Raw genomic sequence first — 20,192 nt, 5'->3', positions numbered from 1 at the left:
AATTAATCATAAGAATAGATTTTTAATGTATTTAGAGTAGTGAGGGCGTGATTTTAATGGCTGTACAAGATAAAATGAATTTTACACATCTCCATGTGCATACAGAATATAGCTTACTTGATGGCTCTAGCAAGATACAAGAACTTATTGCTAGGACTAAAAAATTAGGGATGGATAGTATAGCAATAACTGACCATGGTGTAATGTATGGTGTTATAGATTTTTATAAAGCTGCTAAGAATGAAGGTATCAAGCCAATAATTGGTTGCGAAGTATATGTGGCTGCTAGAAAAAGAACAGATAAAGATTCACATCTTGATTCTACTTTCTATCATCTTGTTCTATTAGCTGAAAATCAAGTAGGATATAAAAATTTGATGAAGCTGGTATCAAAAGCCTTTGTAGAAGGTTTTTATTATAAACCAAGAATTGATTTGGAAATACTTGAAAAGTACAGTGAAGGAATAATAGGTACAAGTGCCTGCCTAGGTGGACAAGTACAGTCAGCTATATTGAATGTGTCTTATGATAAGGCTAAGGAGATAGCTCTAAGATATAATGAAATACTAGGACAAGGAAATTTTTATCTAGAATTACAAGATCATGGATACAAAGATCAGAAGCAGGTTAACCAAGAACTGATTAGACTTAGCAAAGAAACAGGCATACCTCTTATTGCCAGTAATGATGTCCATTATACTTTCAAAGAAGATAGTAAAGCTCATGATATATTATTATGTATCCAAACGAACAAAAAGGTAAATGACGAAGATAGAATGAAATACAAAGGTGGACAATTCTATTTGAAGTCTCCAGAAGAAATGTACGAGCTTTTCCCTTATGCTAAGGAAGCTCTTCAAAATACATATGAGATAGCAAAAAGATGTAATGTAGAATTTGAGTTCGGTAACACTAAATTACCAAAATTTGATGTACCAAAAGAATATGATGCAAAATCATATCTAAGAAAACTTTGCCAAGATGGTCTGATAACAAGATATAAAGAGCCATCAGAGGAATTGCAAAAAAGACTTGATTATGAGCTTTCAGTAATTGAACAAATGGGATATGTAGATTATTTCTTAATAGTATGGGATTTCATAAAATATGCTAAAGATAATGATATAATGGTAGGTCCTGGTCGTGGTTCAGCAGCTGGAAGTATTGTAGCATATACTTTGAAAATAACCGATATTGACCCTATCAAATATAATCTGATTTTTGAAAGATTCCTTAATCCAGAACGTGTCAGCATGCCTGATATAGATATTGACTTTTGTTATGAAAGAAGACAAGAGGTAATTGATTATGTTGTAGAAAAATATGGAGAAGAGAAAGTAGCTCAGATTATTACGTTTGGAACAATGGCGGCTAGAGCGGTTATTAGAGATGTGGGTAGAGCACTTGACCTTCCATACGCACAAGTTGATAAAGTAGCTAAAATGATTCCTTCAGAATTAGGAATCAATATTAAGAGAGCGCTAAAAATCAATAGTGAACTAAGTAGTCTTTATGAAGAAGATGAAGAAACCAAATACTTGATTGATATGTCGATGAGATTAGAAGGATTGCCAAGACATAGCTCAACACATGCCGCAGGTGTGGTTATATGTCAAGAGCCTGTTATGGAATACGTACCACTTAATGCTAATGATGGTGCTATTACAACACAATTTACTATGACCACTTTAGAAGAGTTAGGACTCCTCAAGATGGATTTCCTAGGACTCAGGACATTAACAGTAATTCAAAATGCCTTCAAGCAGATAGCTTATAGAGAAAACAATATAACTGAAGAGAATATTGATTATAATGACAAAGACGTCTATGACCTTATAGGTTCAGGAAAAACAGAAGGTATTTTCCAATTAGAAAGTGCCGGAATGAAAAGTTTCATGAAGGAGTTAAGACCTGAGAGTTTGGAAGATGTAATTGCTGGAATTTCTCTATATAGACCAGGTCCAATGGATTTTATACCAAAATATGTAAAAGGTAAAAATAACCCTGGAAAAATTGAATATACTTGTGTTGAACTTGAACCCATATTACAGCCTACATATGGATGTATAGTGTATCAAGAACAAGTTATGCAGATTGTTAGGGATCTTGCAGGATATACATTAGGCAGAAGTGATTTGGTTCGTAGAGCCATGTCTAAGAAAAAAGCCAAAGTCATGGAAAAAGAACGACAAAATTTTATATATGGTAATGAAAAAGAAAATGTAAAAGGCTGTATCAATAACGGTATTTCTGAAAAAGTTGCTAATACAATTTATGATGAGATGATTGATTTTGCAAAATATGCCTTTAATAAATCTCATGCAGCAGCTTATGCTGTTGTAGCATATCAAACAGCATGGTTAAAAAAATATTATCCTGTTGAATTCATGGCTGCATTACTAACCTCTGTTATGTATAATTCAGCAAAGGTATCTGAATATATTGGGACCTGTAGAAATATGGGAATTAAATTACTTCCTCCAGATATCAATGAAGGATATGCAGATTTTTCAGTATCTGAGGGTAAAATCAGATATGGACTAGCTGCCATTAAGAATGTAGGTAAATCTGCTATAAAATCGTTAGTGGCAGAAAGAAAAGAAAATGGTGATTACATTAGTATAACTAATTTTTGTGAAAGATTAGTAGGTAATGACCTTAATAAGAGAATGATTGAGAGTTTAATAAAAGCTGGAGCTTTTGATTCATTAAAAGGAACAAGAAAGCAATATATGCAATCATACAAGATAATCATGGATGGTATAATTCAAACCAAGAAAAGAAGTATTGAAGGTCAAATCAATTTGTTTGATTTTGCTACTGATGAAGATACTGGTAAGAAACAATTTGAAGAACAATTACCAGCGGTTGGAGAGTTTCCAGAAGAAGCATTACTTGCCAATGAAAAAGAAGTATTAGGTATATATCTAAGTGGACATCCATTAGAAAATTATAAAGAAGAAATTAATAGTCTGACTAATGTACGTAGCAGTGATTTTATCTATTCAGAAGATGAAGAGGTCATAAGTAAATTATATGATGGACAAGAAGTAGTTATAGGTGGCATGATTACATCTAAGACAGTGAAATCAACGAGAAATAATAAGATGATGGCATTCATAACTCTTGAAGATCTATATGGAATGGTTGAAGTTATTATATTTCCTAATGATTATGAGAGGAATAAAAACATAATTAACGAAGATGCTAAGATATTTGTCAAAGGAAGGGTTAGTATAGTTGATGAACAAGATTCAAAAATCATACTTCAAAGGATAATCCCTTTTGATAATGTAAAGAATAATTTATATATCAAAACAAAAGATTTCAAGACTTACAAAGGGTTATATGACCAGATTATCAAGCTGGTATCTGAATATAAAGGTGAAGATAAAGTAATTATTTATCTAGAGAAAGAGAAAACAATTAAAAAATTACAAAATAACTATAATGTCAATATAAATAGCGAATTATTGACAAAATTAAAATTGATTTTAGGACAAGAATGTGTTAAGGTAAAGAGAATATTAAATTGAAAATTATATAAAACTTTAAATACATGTGACATGGAGGTAAATATATGGCTAAACAAATTAACACAATTGGAGTACTTACTAGTGGTGGAGATGCACCAGGAATGAATGCGACAATAAGAGCCGTTGTAAGGACTGCACTATCAAAAGGTAAAAAAGTTGTAGGTATAAAAAGAGGCTATAATGGACTAATTTCTGGAGATATATATGAAATGGGTTCAAAAGATGTATCAGATATTATTCAAAGAGGTGGAACAATACTTCATACAGCACGTTGCTTAGAATTCATTAAACCTGAAGGACAAAAACGTGGAGCAGAAATGTGTAAAGTATTTGGCATCGATGGATTAGTAGTCATTGGTGGAGATGGTTCTTTCAAAGGAGCTGAAAAACTAGCTGGACTTGGAATTAATACTATTGGTGTACCAGGTACAATTGATTTGGATATTGCATGTACAGATTATACTATTGGATTTGATACAGCTGTGAATACAGCCATGGAAGCAATAGATAAAGTAAGAGATACTTCTACTTCTCACGAAAGATGTTCAATTGTTGAAGTTATGGGTAGAGATGCTGGATATATCGCATTATGGTGTGGAATTACTAATGGTGCAGAAGCAGTACTTTTACCAGAAAAGAAAAACATGTCTGTGGAAGAATTGATTAGAATGATAATAGAAAATAGAAACAAAGGTAAGAGACATAACTTAATCATTAACGCTGAAGGATCTTCCGAAGACTCATTAAAATTAGCTAAGAAGATTGAGGAAGTAACAGGAATATCTACAAGAGCTACTATATTAGGTCACCTTCAAAGAGGAGGAAGTCCTAGTGCTGTAGATAGAATGCATGCATCTATGATGGGTTCCATTGCAGTTGACTTATTATGTGAAGGTAAAAGTAATAGAGTAGTGGCTTACAAAGAAGGACAATATATTGATTACGATATCAACGAAGCGTTACAAATGCAAAAATCAATCAGTGAAAAAAGATACGATCTAAGTAAGATTCTATCAATATAATATATAATAAGTATCTAGGCGGAGAATTTATTCTCCGCTTTTTTGATACAAAATTACGAAACTTAAAATAACGCAATAGTACAAATAATATCACTCACATCCATTTTATATAGATAAGTATATATGTATAATAATAAATATATTATTTGGGTAGGAATGTAATAATAACAAAACATCCTATTTAATCTGATTTTATGATAAAATATTATACATAAGAAAAATAAACATTGCCCTGATTGTGAGGAAAAACATTATGAATCTGATACAAAAAAGTGTTGAAATAATAAAAAATAATCAACTTAAGTCTGGAATAATTATTGGTAGTCATTTAGCAGGTGCATATAACTGCTGTTTCTTAAAAGATAATAGTTTCAGTGTATATGCTCTTGAGCTAATGGGAGACCATAACGAAGCAGAAAAATATTATGATTGGTCCAGCAAAAAAATAATAGAATTACAGTATAAAATTATTAATGCAGTAAAAAGACATAAAAACAATGAAAAACTATTAAACAGTGATTACTTACACTCTATATATAACGCTGATGGAGTAGAGGACGAGCAAAGGTCCAACTTTCAGCTAGACGGTTATGGCGTATGGCTATGGGGGATATGTCAACATATAAAAAATACTAATCAAAAAAAAGATATTTATGAAAAGAGTATCAAACTTATTGCAGAATACTTGCAATGTTTTTGGCAATCGCCATGTTATGGCTGTTGGGAAGAAAAGGATGATAGAATTCATACATCTACACTTGCTTGTATATATGGTGGATTAAATGAGGCAAATAGGATTATACCTAATCAAGGATATGAAGTTCTTGCAGGAAATATAAAAAACTATATATTAGAAAATTGTGTTGTAGATGGTAGACTTTCAAAATATGCATTCCATGATGATATAGATTCAAGTCTATTATTTTCCGCTTTACCATTCCAGGTCTTAGAACTTACAGATGATATAATGATAAAGACTGTGAGTGAAATAGAGAAGGAACTACTAGAAGATAGTGGACTTCACCGTTATGCAACTGATTCATACTATGGTGGAGGAAGATGGATTAATATGACATGTTGGTTAGCTTGGTATCATAAAAAAATAGGTAATATTGATAAAGCAGACATATTACTAAGCTGGGTAGAAAAATGCTGCAATGCTAATGGAGAGTTTCCAGAACAAGTAATTGACAAAGTACTTAATAGGGAATATATAGAAAGATGGAAAGAACTATTTGGAGATATAGTTTGTCCATCCCTTTGGTCACATGCAATGTATATAATTGCAAAAGTTGCATAATATTTTTAACCCCATGTATATAAGTTGAACTTATTGAAATGGGTGTATAGATTTAAGTTCAATATATATAGTTTATTAGATTCTATATTTTGAAGGTGGAACACCAACATATTTTTTGAATAATCTACTAAAATAATAAGGATCTTCAACACCAACCAAATACCCGATTTCAGATACTTTTAGAGATGTTGAAGCAATTAATTCCTTTGCTTTATTTACTCTAACAATATTTAGATAGTTAAGTATAGAATATCCAGTAATCTTTTGAAATGCTCTATTAAGATAATCATAATTCAATTCAAACATTTCTTCAATGTAAGAACTAGTTAACTTTTTCTGATATTCATTGTTAATATAATCAATAATATTTTGTACAGTATGATAAACCCTAGGCAAGGGTTTTTCTTGTTCATTGATAATTGTAGTGAGATATTCTCTGCATACTTTTATCAATATCTCATGTAATTTACAAGAAGTATATATCTTATAATCTTCCAATTTCATATAATAATCAGTAATACCGTCTTTGAAAATGTGAAATAAATTCATTAGAAGCAATTTATTGGATATATTGAATTGCTTACAAAAAAAAGAAGTTGAGTCTGTGGGGATATCTTCTGAAAAAGAATTGCTTTCTATGGTAAGGCGACGTTTGAGAATCATATCATCAATATGTTTTTTATTGGTTGCTGTTAGATCACAATGCTTAAAATGGACATAGTAATAACTGCAAGAAGCTTTTTTATACCCTTCATGTAACTTATTTGGTTCTAACAGAAAAAAGTCTCCTTTATTAAGTATGTATTTATTAGAGTCTTCCTTAATATACATGGTGCCACTTTCCATTATGTATAAGATATATTCATTTAGTTGTCTAGGAAAATGACTCCAAGGATCTACGAAGTTCACATAACCAATATATCTAACTCTAGGAATTAAATCTAAATTAATTTGAAACTGCAAATTATCACATCCTAATATTTAAGTCTAGCTGTATTTAATCGGTTAACAAGATACACAATTCTAATAATTAAAAGCTAAATATTATATTGATATACTATAGTTATTATAATAAGAAGTATCAGTAGTATTATATACTAGATTAATATAACTTTCAATAAAATGATTATTATACTAATTCCTTACTATAAATACATTGAACTTAAACATCTATACACCTATTTCAATAAGTTCAATATATTTTCCTTGATTTTATCAATTGAATAGAACTAAAAACTTGCTGACTCTATAGTAATTATTTAATTTAACTAATATAAGAGGTAAAAAAAATTCATATTATCGGTTTTACACAAAAAAAGTCGGGATTATACATTCATAATTATTGAAAATAGAGATATAATTTTATTGTAGTGCAAACGGTTTCGCATAAAATGTACAATTGCATAAAAATAATAAACCTCTCACTATATAATTTTTATAAAGTGTTGCAGAAATGTACTAACTAATGAAAAATATATTGAACTAATATTTATCCATATAATATTTAATTCAATATGTAGTAATTATTATTATTAAATAATAGGAGGGAATTATTAATGAAGAAATTTACAAGTATTCTATTAGTATTAACATTGATAGTATCTATCACTGGTTGTAAGGGTAAAGAAAAGGCGGTAGACAGTACATTAGAAGATTCATCATCAGATTATGAAGGAATCGTAAATATTGATGAAGATAATAATGGAGTTCTAGATTGGCAAGAAAAAGAAATTGAACTTGTATATGCAATGAAATTTTATGGTACAGAAGATGATCAAAACACTATGTTTCTTAATATAAAAAAATTCATGGAAAAATATCCAAACATAAAAGTTACTAGAGATGCACAATTCAAGGAACAAGTGGATGATTTTGAAGAATTGGAAATGCTTACAGCAAGATCAGTTGAAGGAACACTGCCTGATATATTCTATTCACCAATGTCAGCAGAAGTATATGATAGAGAATTGGTTCTAGATTTAACACCTTACATTGATTCTGATGAAGAAGCAGATATGATTTCAGATAATGCAAAAGAATTTATGAAGTCTTATGATGGTAAGATTATATACGGTCTACCTTATCAATCAGTTGGTAGAATTCCAGCACTTAACCTAAAATTACTAAGAGAAAATAATATTACAATTCCAAGTTATGATTGGACATATGAAGATTATGAAAACCTACGTGTAGAGGTTGCTAAGTTAACTCCTAATAATGCAATTTTCCCAGGAATCATTGATTTCTCTGAAATTGGTCCTCATTACTTTGACAGTATTCCAAACGGATGGAAAGGTTACAATGCTGAAACAGGAAAATTCGATTTTGCTGATAGTGAAAAATTTGGAGAATGGTTTGAATTAGTAGCCAAAGAAGGAAAAGAAGGACTTCACTTCTATGATTTAACAGAAGAGGAGAGAACAGCTAAATGTGGTAATTTTGGATGGCCATGGGGAGATGGTTTTGAAGCGGTCGGGAATGTATGGTTATATGCTCTTCATTCAGATGTGAATACTTTAATAAAAGAAAGAGAACTAGAAATTGATATCTACCCAATGCCACAAGCACCAGAAGGTGGAACAACATCAATACAAGCATATTATGACACATTAAGTTTATCTAGAAATCTAGAAGATGAGCCAGTCAAAGCAGAAGCAGCATTTCAATTATTAAAATGGCTAAGTTATGGAGAAGAAGGATTGAAATCAAAATGGGCATTAATAGATGAATATACTGGATTGCCAGAAGATGCATTACTTAGAGCAGAAGACAAATTAATGGATTTTATACAAGGATGGCCAGTAACTACTAATCCAGAAGTACTTAAGTATCATCCCCTTGTTAAAGGATTTCCTGAAGATAGTGAATTAGCTATATATAATTTTGAAGCTTTCAAAAATGAAGATTTTCAACAGATATTATCTAATCCAGTACCTTATCCAAGACATATCCCTGCTGTAGCAAGTGCTTATGCACAACTTAATATATGGGATATTAAAAATCAAATAAAGGATCAAGGTGTAAGATATAGTGATATCGCTGAAGAGTGGGATGAATTAATGAATACATACCTCGATGATTACCTTAGAGAATATAAGAATAGATGATTTAAAATAATTACTGAAATGGGACTATATGTAAAATGTTAGTCCCATTTTAGTAAACTGTTAGGTGAGAAAAACTATGAAAAAATGGATATTATTAGTTTGTAGTATTTTAGTGGTAACAGGTATCATTATTGTTAATATGCAAAAAGATGGACCGGCTAGCGACGTGTTAGCATCTATGGATTACAAAAAAAGTATTAAAACTATTGAGGAATATATTAATACTTATACAGGTGAGACTAATTATTACAATATAATCAGCAAATGGACAGAGAACAAAATAGCTGTATCAGATAAGAGATTTATTATCAAGAGTGAAAATACAGATGGTGGTATTTTATATGATGATAATAATAATGGTTATAAATCTAATGTGAAATACCTACAGCCTGGAGATGAACTTACTTTTGAAATAGAATCTTCCAATGAAAGTCTTTATGAAATCTGGTTGGATTATTATATCATGGATAAAACATATCTACGACCAGAGGTTCAAGTAACTATTAATGATGAAGAACAATTTAATGAAGCTAATAAGATAGAGCTACCTATGAATTGGCAAATAATTAAATTAACTGGTAACGATAAATATGATCGCTATGGCGATGAATTGATGCCAAAATCCATGAAAAAGATGATATGGGAAAATAAACCGTTACAAGACCCTAATCATTTTTTTATTGAACCCCTAAAATTCAAATTTGATAAGGGTATTAATAAGATAAAATTAACCGTAAACGAGGGATATCTATTAGTGGGCGAAATAACCATAAAAAATACTCTCGAGACTATACCTACATATGAGCAATATCTAGAAAAAGTAAATAAGGAAAAACATTCTATAAAAAGTATGGTTGTTATTGAAGCAGAAGATATATTTATGAAAAGCAGACAGAGCATTAGAACCAAATATGTAAGAAATCCTAGTATTACACCCTATGCTTACAAAAATAGAGTACTTAACGTACTTGATGGATATTCATTTGGAGATAGTGGAGATAAGGTAGTGTATAAATTCAATATTACAGAATCAGGTTATTACAACTTAGCTGTAAAGTATTCTCAAGATACCAATAATGGATTAGCAACTCATAGAAGAATTACCATAGATGATGAAGTTCCATTTAGTGAGCTGGCTTATTACAATTTCAGCTATTCAAGCGGTTGGAAAAATGAAACATTATCTAATCAAGAAGGAAAACCATTTGATATTTTTCTTGAAAAAGGCGAGCATACATTAGCTTTATCTATTGATAATACTCAGGTAAGAGATATCTATCATGAGTTATTAAATACACTTGAAAGTATAGAAGCTGTAGCAAAAGATATCAAAAAATTAACAGGTGGATTAGTAGATAAAGAAAGAAAATGGAAGATAAATAAATATATGCCTAATATACGAACTTATCTACATGGTATATATAACAAGATAAAAATTCAAAAATCAGCTTTAATCGAATATACAGGTAATAGTGATCTGCCTATCATATCTGAATTAGATATTGCAATGAATCTGATTAAGGATTTTATTGAAGATCCAGAAGATTTACCCCATTATATGAGCAAATTCAATGATGGCGAATCATCTGCATATGGGCGAATCAATGCTGTATTACCTACATTAGTATACAATCCCATGCATCTTGATAAAATTTATTTTTACAATGATAAAAAACTACCAAGTGCAAAAACAGGATTTGTTACTAATACAAAAGAAAATACAAAATCATTCTTTTACTCATTTTTTGATCCAAAATATAACCAATCAGACAAAGTCGATGATGAAACTATTGAAATATGGGTGAACAAATCTAGATTGTATGTAGAGATCATGCAAAGGATGATTGATGAAAAGTTCACACCAGAAACAGGTATTAGAGTGAATCTATCTTTACTTCCTGATGAAAATAAAATTATATTATCCAATGCAGCAGAAAATACACCTGATGCTGCCATAGGAATTTCACATGCCAAGCCTTTTGAATTTGCTTTGAGAGGTATAGTAGAGGACTTAAGAGAGTATCAAGGATTCTATGATCTTGCAAAAGAATTTGATAAGAGTGCTTTCATTCCTTTCATATATGATAAAGGTGTCTATGCCATACCTGAAACTCAAGATGTCAAGTTGTTATTCTACCGCAAGGATGTATTGGACTTTTTGGGTGTGAATCCACCTAGGACATGGGAAGATGTTACAGGTCTAGTGCCCATACTCAAGAAATATGATATGAATTTTTACACACCACTTGGTTCGGATTCTTCATATAAGGGATTAGATACAACGACACCATTCATATACGAATTTGGTGGAAGACTCTATGATGACACAGGCAGTAAAACAATAATTAATGATAAAAACTCATATGAAGCTTTTGAATTCATGACTGATCTATTTACGGTATATAACGTACCAATAACAACATCCAATTTCTTTCAGAAGTTTCGAAATGGTAAAACACCTGTTGGAATAGGTGATGCCAATACATACATCCAGTTGAAATATGCTGCTCCAGAACTATCAGGTCAGTGGGAAATATTACCGATACCAGGTGTTGAAAATTCAGAAGGGGTAGTTGAAAGATGGGACCCTACTTATGGAACGTCAAGTATCTTGTTCAAAAACAGTACTAAGAAAAAAGAAAGTTGGGAGTTTATCAAGTGGTGGTCAAGTGCTGATATACAGCGTGATTTCTCTTACGCAATTCAATCTACATTAGGAGATAAATTCTTATACATGACTGCAAATATTGAAGCGTTCAAAAAAAGTGCATGGCCATCTGATTCCAAGAAAGTGATTCTAGAACAATGGAAATGGATTCAAACAACAGGGAAAGTACCTGGCGATTATATGCTTGAAAGAGAAATAAGCAATGCATGGAACAAAGTAGTATTTGATGGAGAGAACCCTAGAATTGCACTAGATGAAGCAGTAGCTACTATTAATCGTGAATTAGAAAGAAAACTGAAAGAATTTGGATATATTGTTGATGGTAAACTTGTCAAAGAATATATAGTACCAGATATACACAATGTGGAAAAGTGGGTGAGACAGAATGAAGAATAATAATGGAGGGGTGTCTTTCAAAAGAAGATTAGGAAATATGAAAGAGTCACCTTATATATTCATTTTACCTTATGCAGTGTTATTTATTATGTTGATTGTATTACCCGTGTTGGTAGCAATCGGATTATCATTTACTTATTTTAATACAATAGAGATACCTAAATTCATAGGGTTCAAGAATTATGTTGACCTACTGACTGGGGATTCCGTATTCCTGCAACATGGTGTATCCAATACAATAATGTATTCATTGATTGTTGGTCCTGTAGGTTATATGTTAGCATTCTTCTTGGCATGGATGCTTTCGCAAGTACCCCATAAGATAAGAACAATCTATACGGTCATTATCTATTCACCATCCATAACAGGTCCTATAATGATGTCTGTTGTATGGAAAGTCATCTTTAGTGGTGACCAAACAGGTTATCTTAACTATTGGTTAATGAGATTGCAGTTAATAAACGAGCCAGTACAATGGTTACAATCTCCTGAGTATCTTATGCCTATAATGATTTTTATAGGTCTGTGGGGAAGTATGGGAGTGGGATTCCTTGCAATGCTGGCTGGACTTCTGAATATTGATAAGACTTTATATGAAGCAGCTTATATTGATGGTATTCGCAATAGGTGGCAGGAAGTATTCTATATCACCATTCCTTCCATGAAGCCCCAAATGTTATTCGGTGCCGTTATGGCAATCATCGGTACTTTTAACGCATCTGGACTGGCGGCAACATTAAGTGGGGGTACTCCTCCACCTCAATATGCAGGATGGTTGATAGTTGACCATGCTAATGATTTTGGATTCATCCGTTATGAGATGGGTTATGCATCAGCTATAACAGTGGTGTTACTGGTAATCGTTATTATCTTCAATAAAATTAGTTATAAATTATTTGGTGAAGATAAATAGGAATTAAATAAACTGTGAGGTGAAAAAATGGCGAATATTGGAATGAAATTTAACCCCCAAAAGTTCCACCGTAATCAATTGAGATTTCATATATTTTTAATTATATTATCAATCTTTATGGCATTACCTATTGTTTTTATCATTAACAATGCGTTTAAACCTTTTACAGAACTGTTTGCATATCCACCTAAGTTCTTTGTAAAAAAACCGACTTTAGAGAATTTTAGATTGTTATTTAATTTTTCTGCAGAGTCAGGTATACCTGCATCAAGATATTTATTCAATAGTATCATTGTGACAGTCAGCGTAATCATACTGACACTTTTAATTAGTTCATGTGCAGCTTTTGCTTTATCAAAATTAGAGTTCAAGGGAAAGGCGACATTCAATAAAATTAATACTTTGGCTTTGATGTTTGTGCCAGTAGCAGTAGCTATACCAAGATTCTTGATTGTTGTTAACATAGGAATCTTCAACACATATTTGGCACATATCATACCATTATTAGCTATGCCTATAGGTATTTTCTTGTTAAAACAATTCATTGACCAGCTGCCAGATGAATTATTAGAAGCAGCTAAGATTGATGGAGCTGGTAAATGGAAGATATATTATAGAATTGTTCTGCCTTTAATTAAGCCACCCCTTGTAACAGTGGCTATACTAACCTTTCAAGCCAGTTGGGCTAATGTAGAGGGTTCTAATATTTTTGTTGATCGTGAAGCATTAAGAACATTACCGTTTTATATGAACACTTTAGTATCTGGGTCAGGAAATATTGTTGCAGGAGCAGGAATGTCAGCTGTGGCTGCACTCATAATGTTCGTGCCTAACCTAGTATTATTTATAATTTTACAGAATAAGGTCATGGATTCCATGGCTCATACGGGGATAAAAAATTGAGAAAACTTAAAAATATATTCTTAATGTTAATAATGGTAATGTTCTTTAATGTTCTAACAGTAAATGCTGAAGCTCCATATAATACGTATACCAGTGACAAGGATGGCTACATAAACAGAACACAAACAGCGTATACACCTTTAAATAAAATCACTACAATCAATGATGAAAGACTAAAAATGCCTGAACATGTATTTGTTGATAAAGAGGATTATATTTATATCACAGATAGCGGACACAACAAGATCTTCATTCTAAATAAGGATTACAAATACTATAAAGAATTGGCAAATGATAAATTTGGAACTGTAAAAAGTACATTTGTTACAGAGGATAAGATATATGTGGTAGATAGTTACAATAGTAAAATATTTGTATTTGATAAAAAGAGTTTGCAATTAGTACAGGAGATAGGAGAACCTGATTCGCCTATATTCAAAGAAGGATATAAATTCAGACCTACCAATATCGTTGTGGATATCAGAGGTAATATATATGTTAGAAGTACAGGTTCTATTCATGGACTTATGATGTTAAACCGTGAAGGAGAATTTTTAACATTTTTTGGTGCCAATCCACTTAAAGTACCTATAGTGGATAAGATTAGAGCTTATTTTCTGACAGAAAAGCAAGAAGAAAAATTAGAGAAAGTTTTTCCAGATGTACCAACCAATCTTGCTATTGATGAGAAAGGATTCATTTATACGGTCACTTCATCAATAAAATCTAATCCTGTAAAGAAATTCAATATATCAGGTACTAATTATTTTCCTAATGATATGGTGGGTATTTATTCTACGGAGAGTGTTTGGGTTGGACAGTATAATAGTGTTTTCACTGTAAATTCAGAAGGTTGGGTTTCGGAGTATGATTCAACAGGTAACCTGCTATTTCTATATGGTGGAAAAGATTTTAGTTCCAGTCGTCTGGGGTTACTTAATAGACCAATAAGTATTGCCACTAATTCAGAAGATGATGTAATAATTATTGATCAAGGTACAAAACTTATTCAAACATATAGAGCAACAGAATTTACTGATGCAGTTCATAAAGCCATGTTTGAATACCAAGAGGGCAATTATGATAAGAGTGAAGATTTATGGTCATATACTCTTCAATATAATTCAATATTTGATAATGCACATGTTGGACTTGGTGAAGCATATCTTCGTAATGATAGATATGAACAGGCTTATGATGAATTTTATGACGCAAGATATGATAGTGGTATTTCAAAAGCATTCTGGGAGATTCGTCAAGAATGGCTTGAAAATAATCTTAATACTGTATTAATAGTATTGGTGTTATTGTTAGTAATAAGATTCATATTAAGATTGTTGAACAAGAAAACAGAATTTTATACTAAGATAAGTAAAAAAATTAGTCTTGTAAGAAAGATTAAGATTATTGATGATATTGTTTTCATTTTTGAGTTTCTCAGACATCCTTTAGATGGATTTTATGAAATAAAGATGGAGAATAGAGTTTCAAAAATATCTTCAACAATAATATATCTATTAGCCATAGCAATCTATATCGCCCATAAAAAATGTACTAATGTATTATTTGTATCTGACGGCAGGTATTTTATTGGATATAAATTATTAGTTATCGTTTTTGTAACAGTTCTATGGATTGTATCTAATTATTTGATTTGCAGTATTAATGATGGTGAAGGAAGTTTTGGTAATGTATATAATGCTACTGCTTACGCTTTGACACCTATCATTGTAATAATGCCTTTTGTTATAGCAATCAGTAATGTATTAACCCTTGAACAGGCAGTATTTTATAGACTTCCTATTAATCTAATAATAATATGGGTACTGTTTTTGATGTTTTTTATGATAAAGGATATACATAATTTTGAAGTTGGAGAGACCTGTTTAGTTATTCTAAGAAGTATATTCACCATGTTGATTATTGCACTATTCTTATTTGTGCTTTATTCACTAGGAAATCAAATTCATAGTTTCTTGCATGAATTCATAAGAGAGGTGATTACTCGATGAAAAATAAGAAGATTAAATATATCATTACCTTTTTGGTAATAGCAGTACTTCTACTCATAGCTTTAAAAAAATGTTTTGAGGAAGTACCTAACAGAATTACTATGGGAAAATATGATTATTCCACCATCATAGTGAATGATGAAGAGACAATGAATCAATCAGATGATTATGATTTCACTATACCCGATACCTTTGAGAGAGTTGCTGAAAATGACCAGCTAGAGCTATTTCTAGATGAAGAAAGTATAGCCATAGCAGTTAGAAACAAAGTCGATGGTTATACTTGGTATTCTTATGATGTTGATATGAATATGGAAGAAAAAAAAATAAGCAAGGAAATGAATAATTATATAAAATCAGGTATTTCAGTTATTACTTATGATAAATTCACACCTGGAAGGAGAACCGTTCTTGATAAGGATGTAAAAAAAACTTATCAAAAAAGCGATAAGGGATTCATAGTTACTATTGATTTTTTGAAACCAAAGATTAAATTGGATCTAAGGGTTGAGATACAGGGGGGAGATTTGATAACGTCTATCCCTAGAGAGAGTATAGAAGAATATAATGAAGATTTATGGACACCTGGTAATGATGATGTATCTATTAACGAAATTGTAGTATATCCATTTCTCGGTTCAACTACAGGAAAAGATAATGGTTATCTAGTTATTCCAGATGGTTCAGGGGCAATTATTAAGCTTGATGAAACGCCTAAGTATGCGACAGGATATGTAGCTCCTGTGTATGGAAAAGATTTGGGCTATGCTAATACACTTAGTTTCGGTTCCACATCCTTTTCTGTGAAACCTTTAGAAAGTATTGTACTGCCAATATACGGAATAATACATGAAGAAAATGATAATGGTGTGTTGGTTATTGCAGAAAGTGGAGCAAGTTATGCAACATATAATTATGTATCCAAAAATGTTTCTACTGAGTATTATCAATCTTATTTTACCTATAACTACAGAACAACTTACTCACAATTCCAAAGTAGAATTGATGAAGAACAGCATGTACTAGGATTCCAGAAAGAGCCTAACAATTTTGATTTAGTACAGCGTTACGTTTTTCTTAACAAAGATAAGGCTGATTATGTGGGGGTTGCAAAAGGTTATCGTGATTTCCTTACGAAGCAATCAAGATTCAGTAAGAAAGCAGATAGTAAAAAAACGGAAATACCTCTCAAAATTGATTTTATTAATAATGAAATAGAGATGGGTACCTTTAATCTAGAAAATGTAAAGGTGACTTCTTATGATCAAGCCAAAAATATCGTTAAGACATTTATTGATAAAGGAAATAGTAATCTGAATGTTACCTTCAAGACATATATACTGGATAAATCGGCTTACAGATTTGAAGTATTCAAAGAATTAGGGGGCAGAAAAGATTTTAAATCCGTATTGAATTATTTCAAATATAATAATGTGAAATTCAACTATTATATGGACTATGCCAGAACTAATCATAAAAAAACGAAATATACTGCAAGTAAAATGAGCAGACAAGATCTTAGTGTTAGAAATGATAAGTCTCAGGTATACAACTATCTAAACGATCCAAAGTATTTTATGGATTTTGCTAAATGGGATATTAAGAAATTAGATGAATATGGTATTGATTCTATAGCATTTGATGGTTTTACAGGAAGTCTATTTACACATTACGATAAAGGAACTATCGGCTATAGTAATGAAGGTATGGAATATATTAAAAACTTGATGACGTATTTTAATAAAAATAATATTGAAACCAATATATATATAGGGGATGCTTATCTATATCCATATATGACTGATTATTATGAAACACCTATATGTTCATCGAATCTCATGTTCATAGATAAAACAATACCTTTGGTATCCCTTGTGGTAAGCGGTAATATGGATATGTACTCGCCCTATATGAATTTTTCGTCTAATGATGATGATGCGATTCTAAGGTTGATTGAGTTTGGTATCTATCCAGCTTTTGTATTAACAGGTGAGCCTACATACAGTATCAAATACTCTGATTCATCCAATGTATATGTATCACAGAATAAATATCTCGAAAAAAGAATAGACAGTTATTATGAGAAAGTGAATGATGCATTAAGTCATGTCATAGGCAGTGAACTGATTAATCATATGTCTATTGATGATAATGTTGTCATGACAGAATATGCAAACGGTAAGAAAATAGTAATCAACTATAATGAATCAGATTATATCTATAATGATATAACCATCAAGGGAAAAGGATTTGTGGTCATATGAAAAAAAGAGATAAAAAGAATATTGGAAAAAGAAAATTGAATATGCGTCAAAAGCGGGGTTTGACAGGACTTTGCTTCATAAGTCCATGGATTGTGGGCTTTCTGGCCTTTGTCGCATATCCCTTATATAAAACTATTTTCATGAGTTTTAATAATGTTTATTATGGTAATAAGACAGGTTGGGAATATGAGTGGATAGGCTTAGAAAATTTCAAGCGTATACTCTTTGATGATATTGATTTTGTAATTGAAGCCCAAAACTTTTTCTTGACTACCTTGCTGTATGTTCCAGTCATTATAGCTTTATCAATTATAATTGCCATGCTTCTGAATCAAAAAGTAAAAGGAACAGCTTTTTTTAGATTATTATTTTTCTTACCGATTATCATCTTGAATGGTGAGTTAATGAAAAACATGAGTGAATACGGTGGAATGTCAATAAATCTTAACGAAATGATATTAGACGGGATTTCCATGATTGTTCCTAATAAAAGCGTAACAATGGGTATTATCTTGATTTTCAATATGATAATACAGTTGCTTTGGTATAGTGCTGTACCTATTTTAATTTTTCTGGCTGCCTTGCAAAAAATTGATAGGAGTGTTTACGAAGCAGCTGCTATTGATGGGGCATCTTCATGGAGCACATTTTGGAAGATTACATTACCTAATATTTATCCACTTGTAAGTGTAGTTGTCATTTTTATTGTTGTATTTCTTGCCAATTTTGAAACTAATCCTATTAATAATATAATAATGGAATCAAAATATGACGGTTCAAGAAGAGAAGGGTATGCATCAGCATTATCCATATTGTATTCCTTCCTTCAAGTAATTTTAATAGGTATTTTATATTTTATTACCAAAAGTAGAAAAAACAGTGAGGGGGTATCTTAATGTATAGCAGATTAAAAGAATACTATGATAAGACAAAAAAATATATTACCAAACAGAAACCCGTAGCAAAAAAATTCTTGTTCGGTATGAAAAACAATGACGGCTTCATCTATAAATTATGCGTATATTTTATACTTATCGTGTTTGGTTTTGTGTTTCTATACCCACTTATATACATGTTATCAATCAGTTTGATGTCCAATCTAGACTTAGTTGATAATACAGTCCAGTGGATACCTTCAAAACTGTATACCTTCAATTACAAGATGACATGGAAAGCACTTAACCTACCTTATTCCTATTTTACAACCACTTTGCTGGCGGGACTATCCATGCTATGTGTAGCTATTTCCTCAGGTATAATAGGATACGGTTTGGCAAGATTCAATTTCAGAGGCAAGAAGTTAGTGCTCATATTGATGTTATTTACATTTATCGTACCTAAAACACTATTTTTCATACCTAGATTCCAGATATATTCAGCCCTTGGACTAAAAGGCAATCTTGGAGCTATACTAGTTCCTGCACTAACTGGACAGGGAGAACAGGCAGCACTTTTTATACTTATTTTTTATCAGTTTTTCAAAATGATACCAAAATCCTTAGAAGAAGCAGCATTCATTGATGGAGCAGGACCATTCAAAACATTCATTAAAATAGCAGTCCCTATGGCAGGCCCAGCACTAATTATTGTATGTGTATACAGTTTCTCACTATACTGGAATGAGACCTTCTTAACATCTCTCTATCTTGATGGAAAGATAAAGACAGTACCCATGCTATTAGGCAACTTACAAAATAATTTTGGGCAAGTAGTCTCACAGAGCGTTAAAGGAGACTTCAGCAGAAATCCTAATCTGAATTTTACAGAAGCCAAGATATTCGCCGGAACCATACTATCAATTATTCCCCTTGCAGTTTTTTATCTGATTATACAAAGATGGTTCGTAGAAAGCATTGATAAAACAGGTATCACAGGCGAATAATACCTATATAATTTCATACATTAAAGTAATATTTTTTTACTAATTAAGAGTGGCTATAATACAAAAAACCATATATAGTGATAATAACGACTTTTACGGCTTGTTGTCATACCCTATAAACAGATAAAAACAACAAACGTAACGAGAGTTATTATCACTATATATGGTTATACTCTATAACCGTTGTCT

At 31.3% G+C, this 20,192-nt stretch carries 12 protein-coding genes; 11 read left to right on the top strand and 1 reads right to left on the bottom strand.

Annotated elements, in window-relative coordinates:
* The first annotated feature begins 74 nt into the window (after positions 1-74).
* The 3 genes from ACX6CF_RS11710 (at position 75) to ACX6CF_RS11700 (ending at position 5,858) form a co-directional block, all read left to right on the top strand.
* Positions 75-3,536, top strand: coding sequence for a DNA polymerase III subunit alpha (locus ACX6CF_RS11710; protein ID WP_458785644.1), 3,462 nt, complete (start codon positions 75-77; stop codon positions 3,534-3,536).
* A 44-nt stretch (positions 3,537-3,580) separates the two neighbouring features.
* Positions 3,581-4,558 carry a 6-phosphofructokinase gene (gene pfkA, locus ACX6CF_RS11705; RefSeq protein ID WP_458785516.1) on the top strand — a complete coding sequence of 326 codons (978 nt, stop codon included), beginning with the start codon at positions 3,581-3,583 and terminating at the stop codon, positions 4,556-4,558.
* Positions 4,559-4,811: 253 nt separating this feature from the next.
* Entirely contained in the window at positions 4,812-5,858 is a 1,047-nt protein-coding gene (locus tag ACX6CF_RS11700) for a glycoside hydrolase family 15 protein (protein ID WP_458785515.1), read from the top strand.
* 75 nt (positions 5,859-5,933) lie between these two features.
* Here ACX6CF_RS11700 and ACX6CF_RS11695 read toward each other — a convergent pair whose 3' ends face one another.
* Positions 5,934-6,821: an AraC family transcriptional regulator gene (locus ACX6CF_RS11695; protein ID WP_458785514.1), complete on the bottom strand. Its 888-nt coding sequence runs from the start codon at positions 6,819-6,821 to the stop codon at positions 5,934-5,936.
* 593 nt (positions 6,822-7,414) lie between these two features.
* Here ACX6CF_RS11695 and ACX6CF_RS11690 point away from each other — a divergent pair.
* The 8 genes from ACX6CF_RS11690 to ACX6CF_RS11655 all read left to right on the top strand — a co-directional run bounded on the left by ACX6CF_RS11690 (position 7,415) and on the right by ACX6CF_RS11655 (position 20,003).
* Positions 7,415-8,965, top strand: coding sequence for an ABC transporter substrate-binding protein (locus ACX6CF_RS11690; RefSeq protein ID WP_458785513.1), 1,551 nt, complete (start codon positions 7,415-7,417; stop codon positions 8,963-8,965).
* A gap of 76 nt (positions 8,966-9,041) precedes the next feature.
* Complete coding sequence (locus tag ACX6CF_RS11685; RefSeq protein ID WP_458785512.1) at positions 9,042-12,029, top strand: extracellular solute-binding protein; 2,988 nt, start codon at positions 9,042-9,044, stop codon at positions 12,027-12,029.
* Entirely contained in the window at positions 12,019-12,942 is a 924-nt protein-coding gene (locus ACX6CF_RS11680) for a carbohydrate ABC transporter permease (protein WP_458785511.1), read from the top strand. Before ACX6CF_RS11685 ends, ACX6CF_RS11680 begins: the two co-directional genes overlap by 11 nt.
* A gap of 27 nt (positions 12,943-12,969) precedes the next feature.
* Positions 12,970-13,845 carry a carbohydrate ABC transporter permease gene (locus tag ACX6CF_RS11675; protein ID WP_458785510.1) on the top strand — a complete coding sequence of 292 codons (876 nt, stop codon included), beginning with the start codon at positions 12,970-12,972 and terminating at the stop codon, positions 13,843-13,845.
* Positions 13,842-15,857: a YIP1 family protein gene (locus ACX6CF_RS11670; protein WP_458785509.1), complete on the top strand. Its 2,016-nt coding sequence runs from the start codon at positions 13,842-13,844 to the stop codon at positions 15,855-15,857. The genes ACX6CF_RS11675 and ACX6CF_RS11670 overlap by 4 nt, the downstream gene beginning before the upstream one ends.
* On the top strand, positions 15,854-18,121 hold the full coding sequence (locus ACX6CF_RS11665; RefSeq protein ID WP_458785508.1) for a DUF5696 domain-containing protein: 2,268 nt from the start codon (positions 15,854-15,856) through the stop codon (positions 18,119-18,121). Before ACX6CF_RS11670 ends, ACX6CF_RS11665 begins: the two co-directional genes overlap by 4 nt.
* A complete protein-coding gene (locus ACX6CF_RS11660; protein ID WP_458785507.1) occupies positions 18,118-19,017 on the top strand; it encodes a carbohydrate ABC transporter permease in 900 nt (299 codons plus the stop codon). The genes ACX6CF_RS11665 and ACX6CF_RS11660 overlap by 4 nt, the downstream gene beginning before the upstream one ends.
* A complete protein-coding gene (locus ACX6CF_RS11655) occupies positions 19,017-20,003 on the top strand; it encodes a carbohydrate ABC transporter permease (protein ID WP_458785506.1) in 987 nt (328 codons plus the stop codon). Before ACX6CF_RS11660 ends, ACX6CF_RS11655 begins: the two co-directional genes overlap by 1 nt.
* Positions 20,004-20,192 lie beyond the last annotated feature (189 nt).

Source organism: Vallitalea sediminicola, assembly GCF_054408565.1.
The sequence above is the reverse complement of the archived record's forward strand: the minus strand, read 5'-3'. Positions and strand labels throughout refer to the sequence as shown.

Coding starts and splice junctions, on each gene's coding strand:
- ACX6CF_RS11710 (WP_458785644.1), top strand. CDS start 75: ATGAATTTTACACATCTCCATGTGCATACAGAATATAGCTTACTTGAT.
- pfkA (WP_458785516.1), top strand. CDS start 3,581: ATGGCTAAACAAATTAACACAATTGGAGTACTTACTAGTGGTGGAGAT.
- ACX6CF_RS11700 (WP_458785515.1), top strand. CDS start 4,812: ATGAATCTGATACAAAAAAGTGTTGAAATAATAAAAAATAATCAACTT.
- ACX6CF_RS11690 (WP_458785513.1), top strand. CDS start 7,415: ATGAAGAAATTTACAAGTATTCTATTAGTATTAACATTGATAGTATCT.
- ACX6CF_RS11685 (WP_458785512.1), top strand. CDS start 9,042: ATGAAAAAATGGATATTATTAGTTTGTAGTATTTTAGTGGTAACAGGT.
- ACX6CF_RS11680 (WP_458785511.1), top strand. CDS start 12,019: ATGAAGAATAATAATGGAGGGGTGTCTTTCAAAAGAAGATTAGGAAAT.
- ACX6CF_RS11675 (WP_458785510.1), top strand. CDS start 12,970: ATGGCGAATATTGGAATGAAATTTAACCCCCAAAAGTTCCACCGTAAT.
- ACX6CF_RS11665 (WP_458785508.1), top strand. CDS start 15,854: ATGAAAAATAAGAAGATTAAATATATCATTACCTTTTTGGTAATAGCA.
- ACX6CF_RS11660 (WP_458785507.1), top strand. CDS start 18,118: ATGAAAAAAAGAGATAAAAAGAATATTGGAAAAAGAAAATTGAATATG.
- ACX6CF_RS11655 (WP_458785506.1), top strand. CDS start 19,017: ATGTATAGCAGATTAAAAGAATACTATGATAAGACAAAAAAATATATT.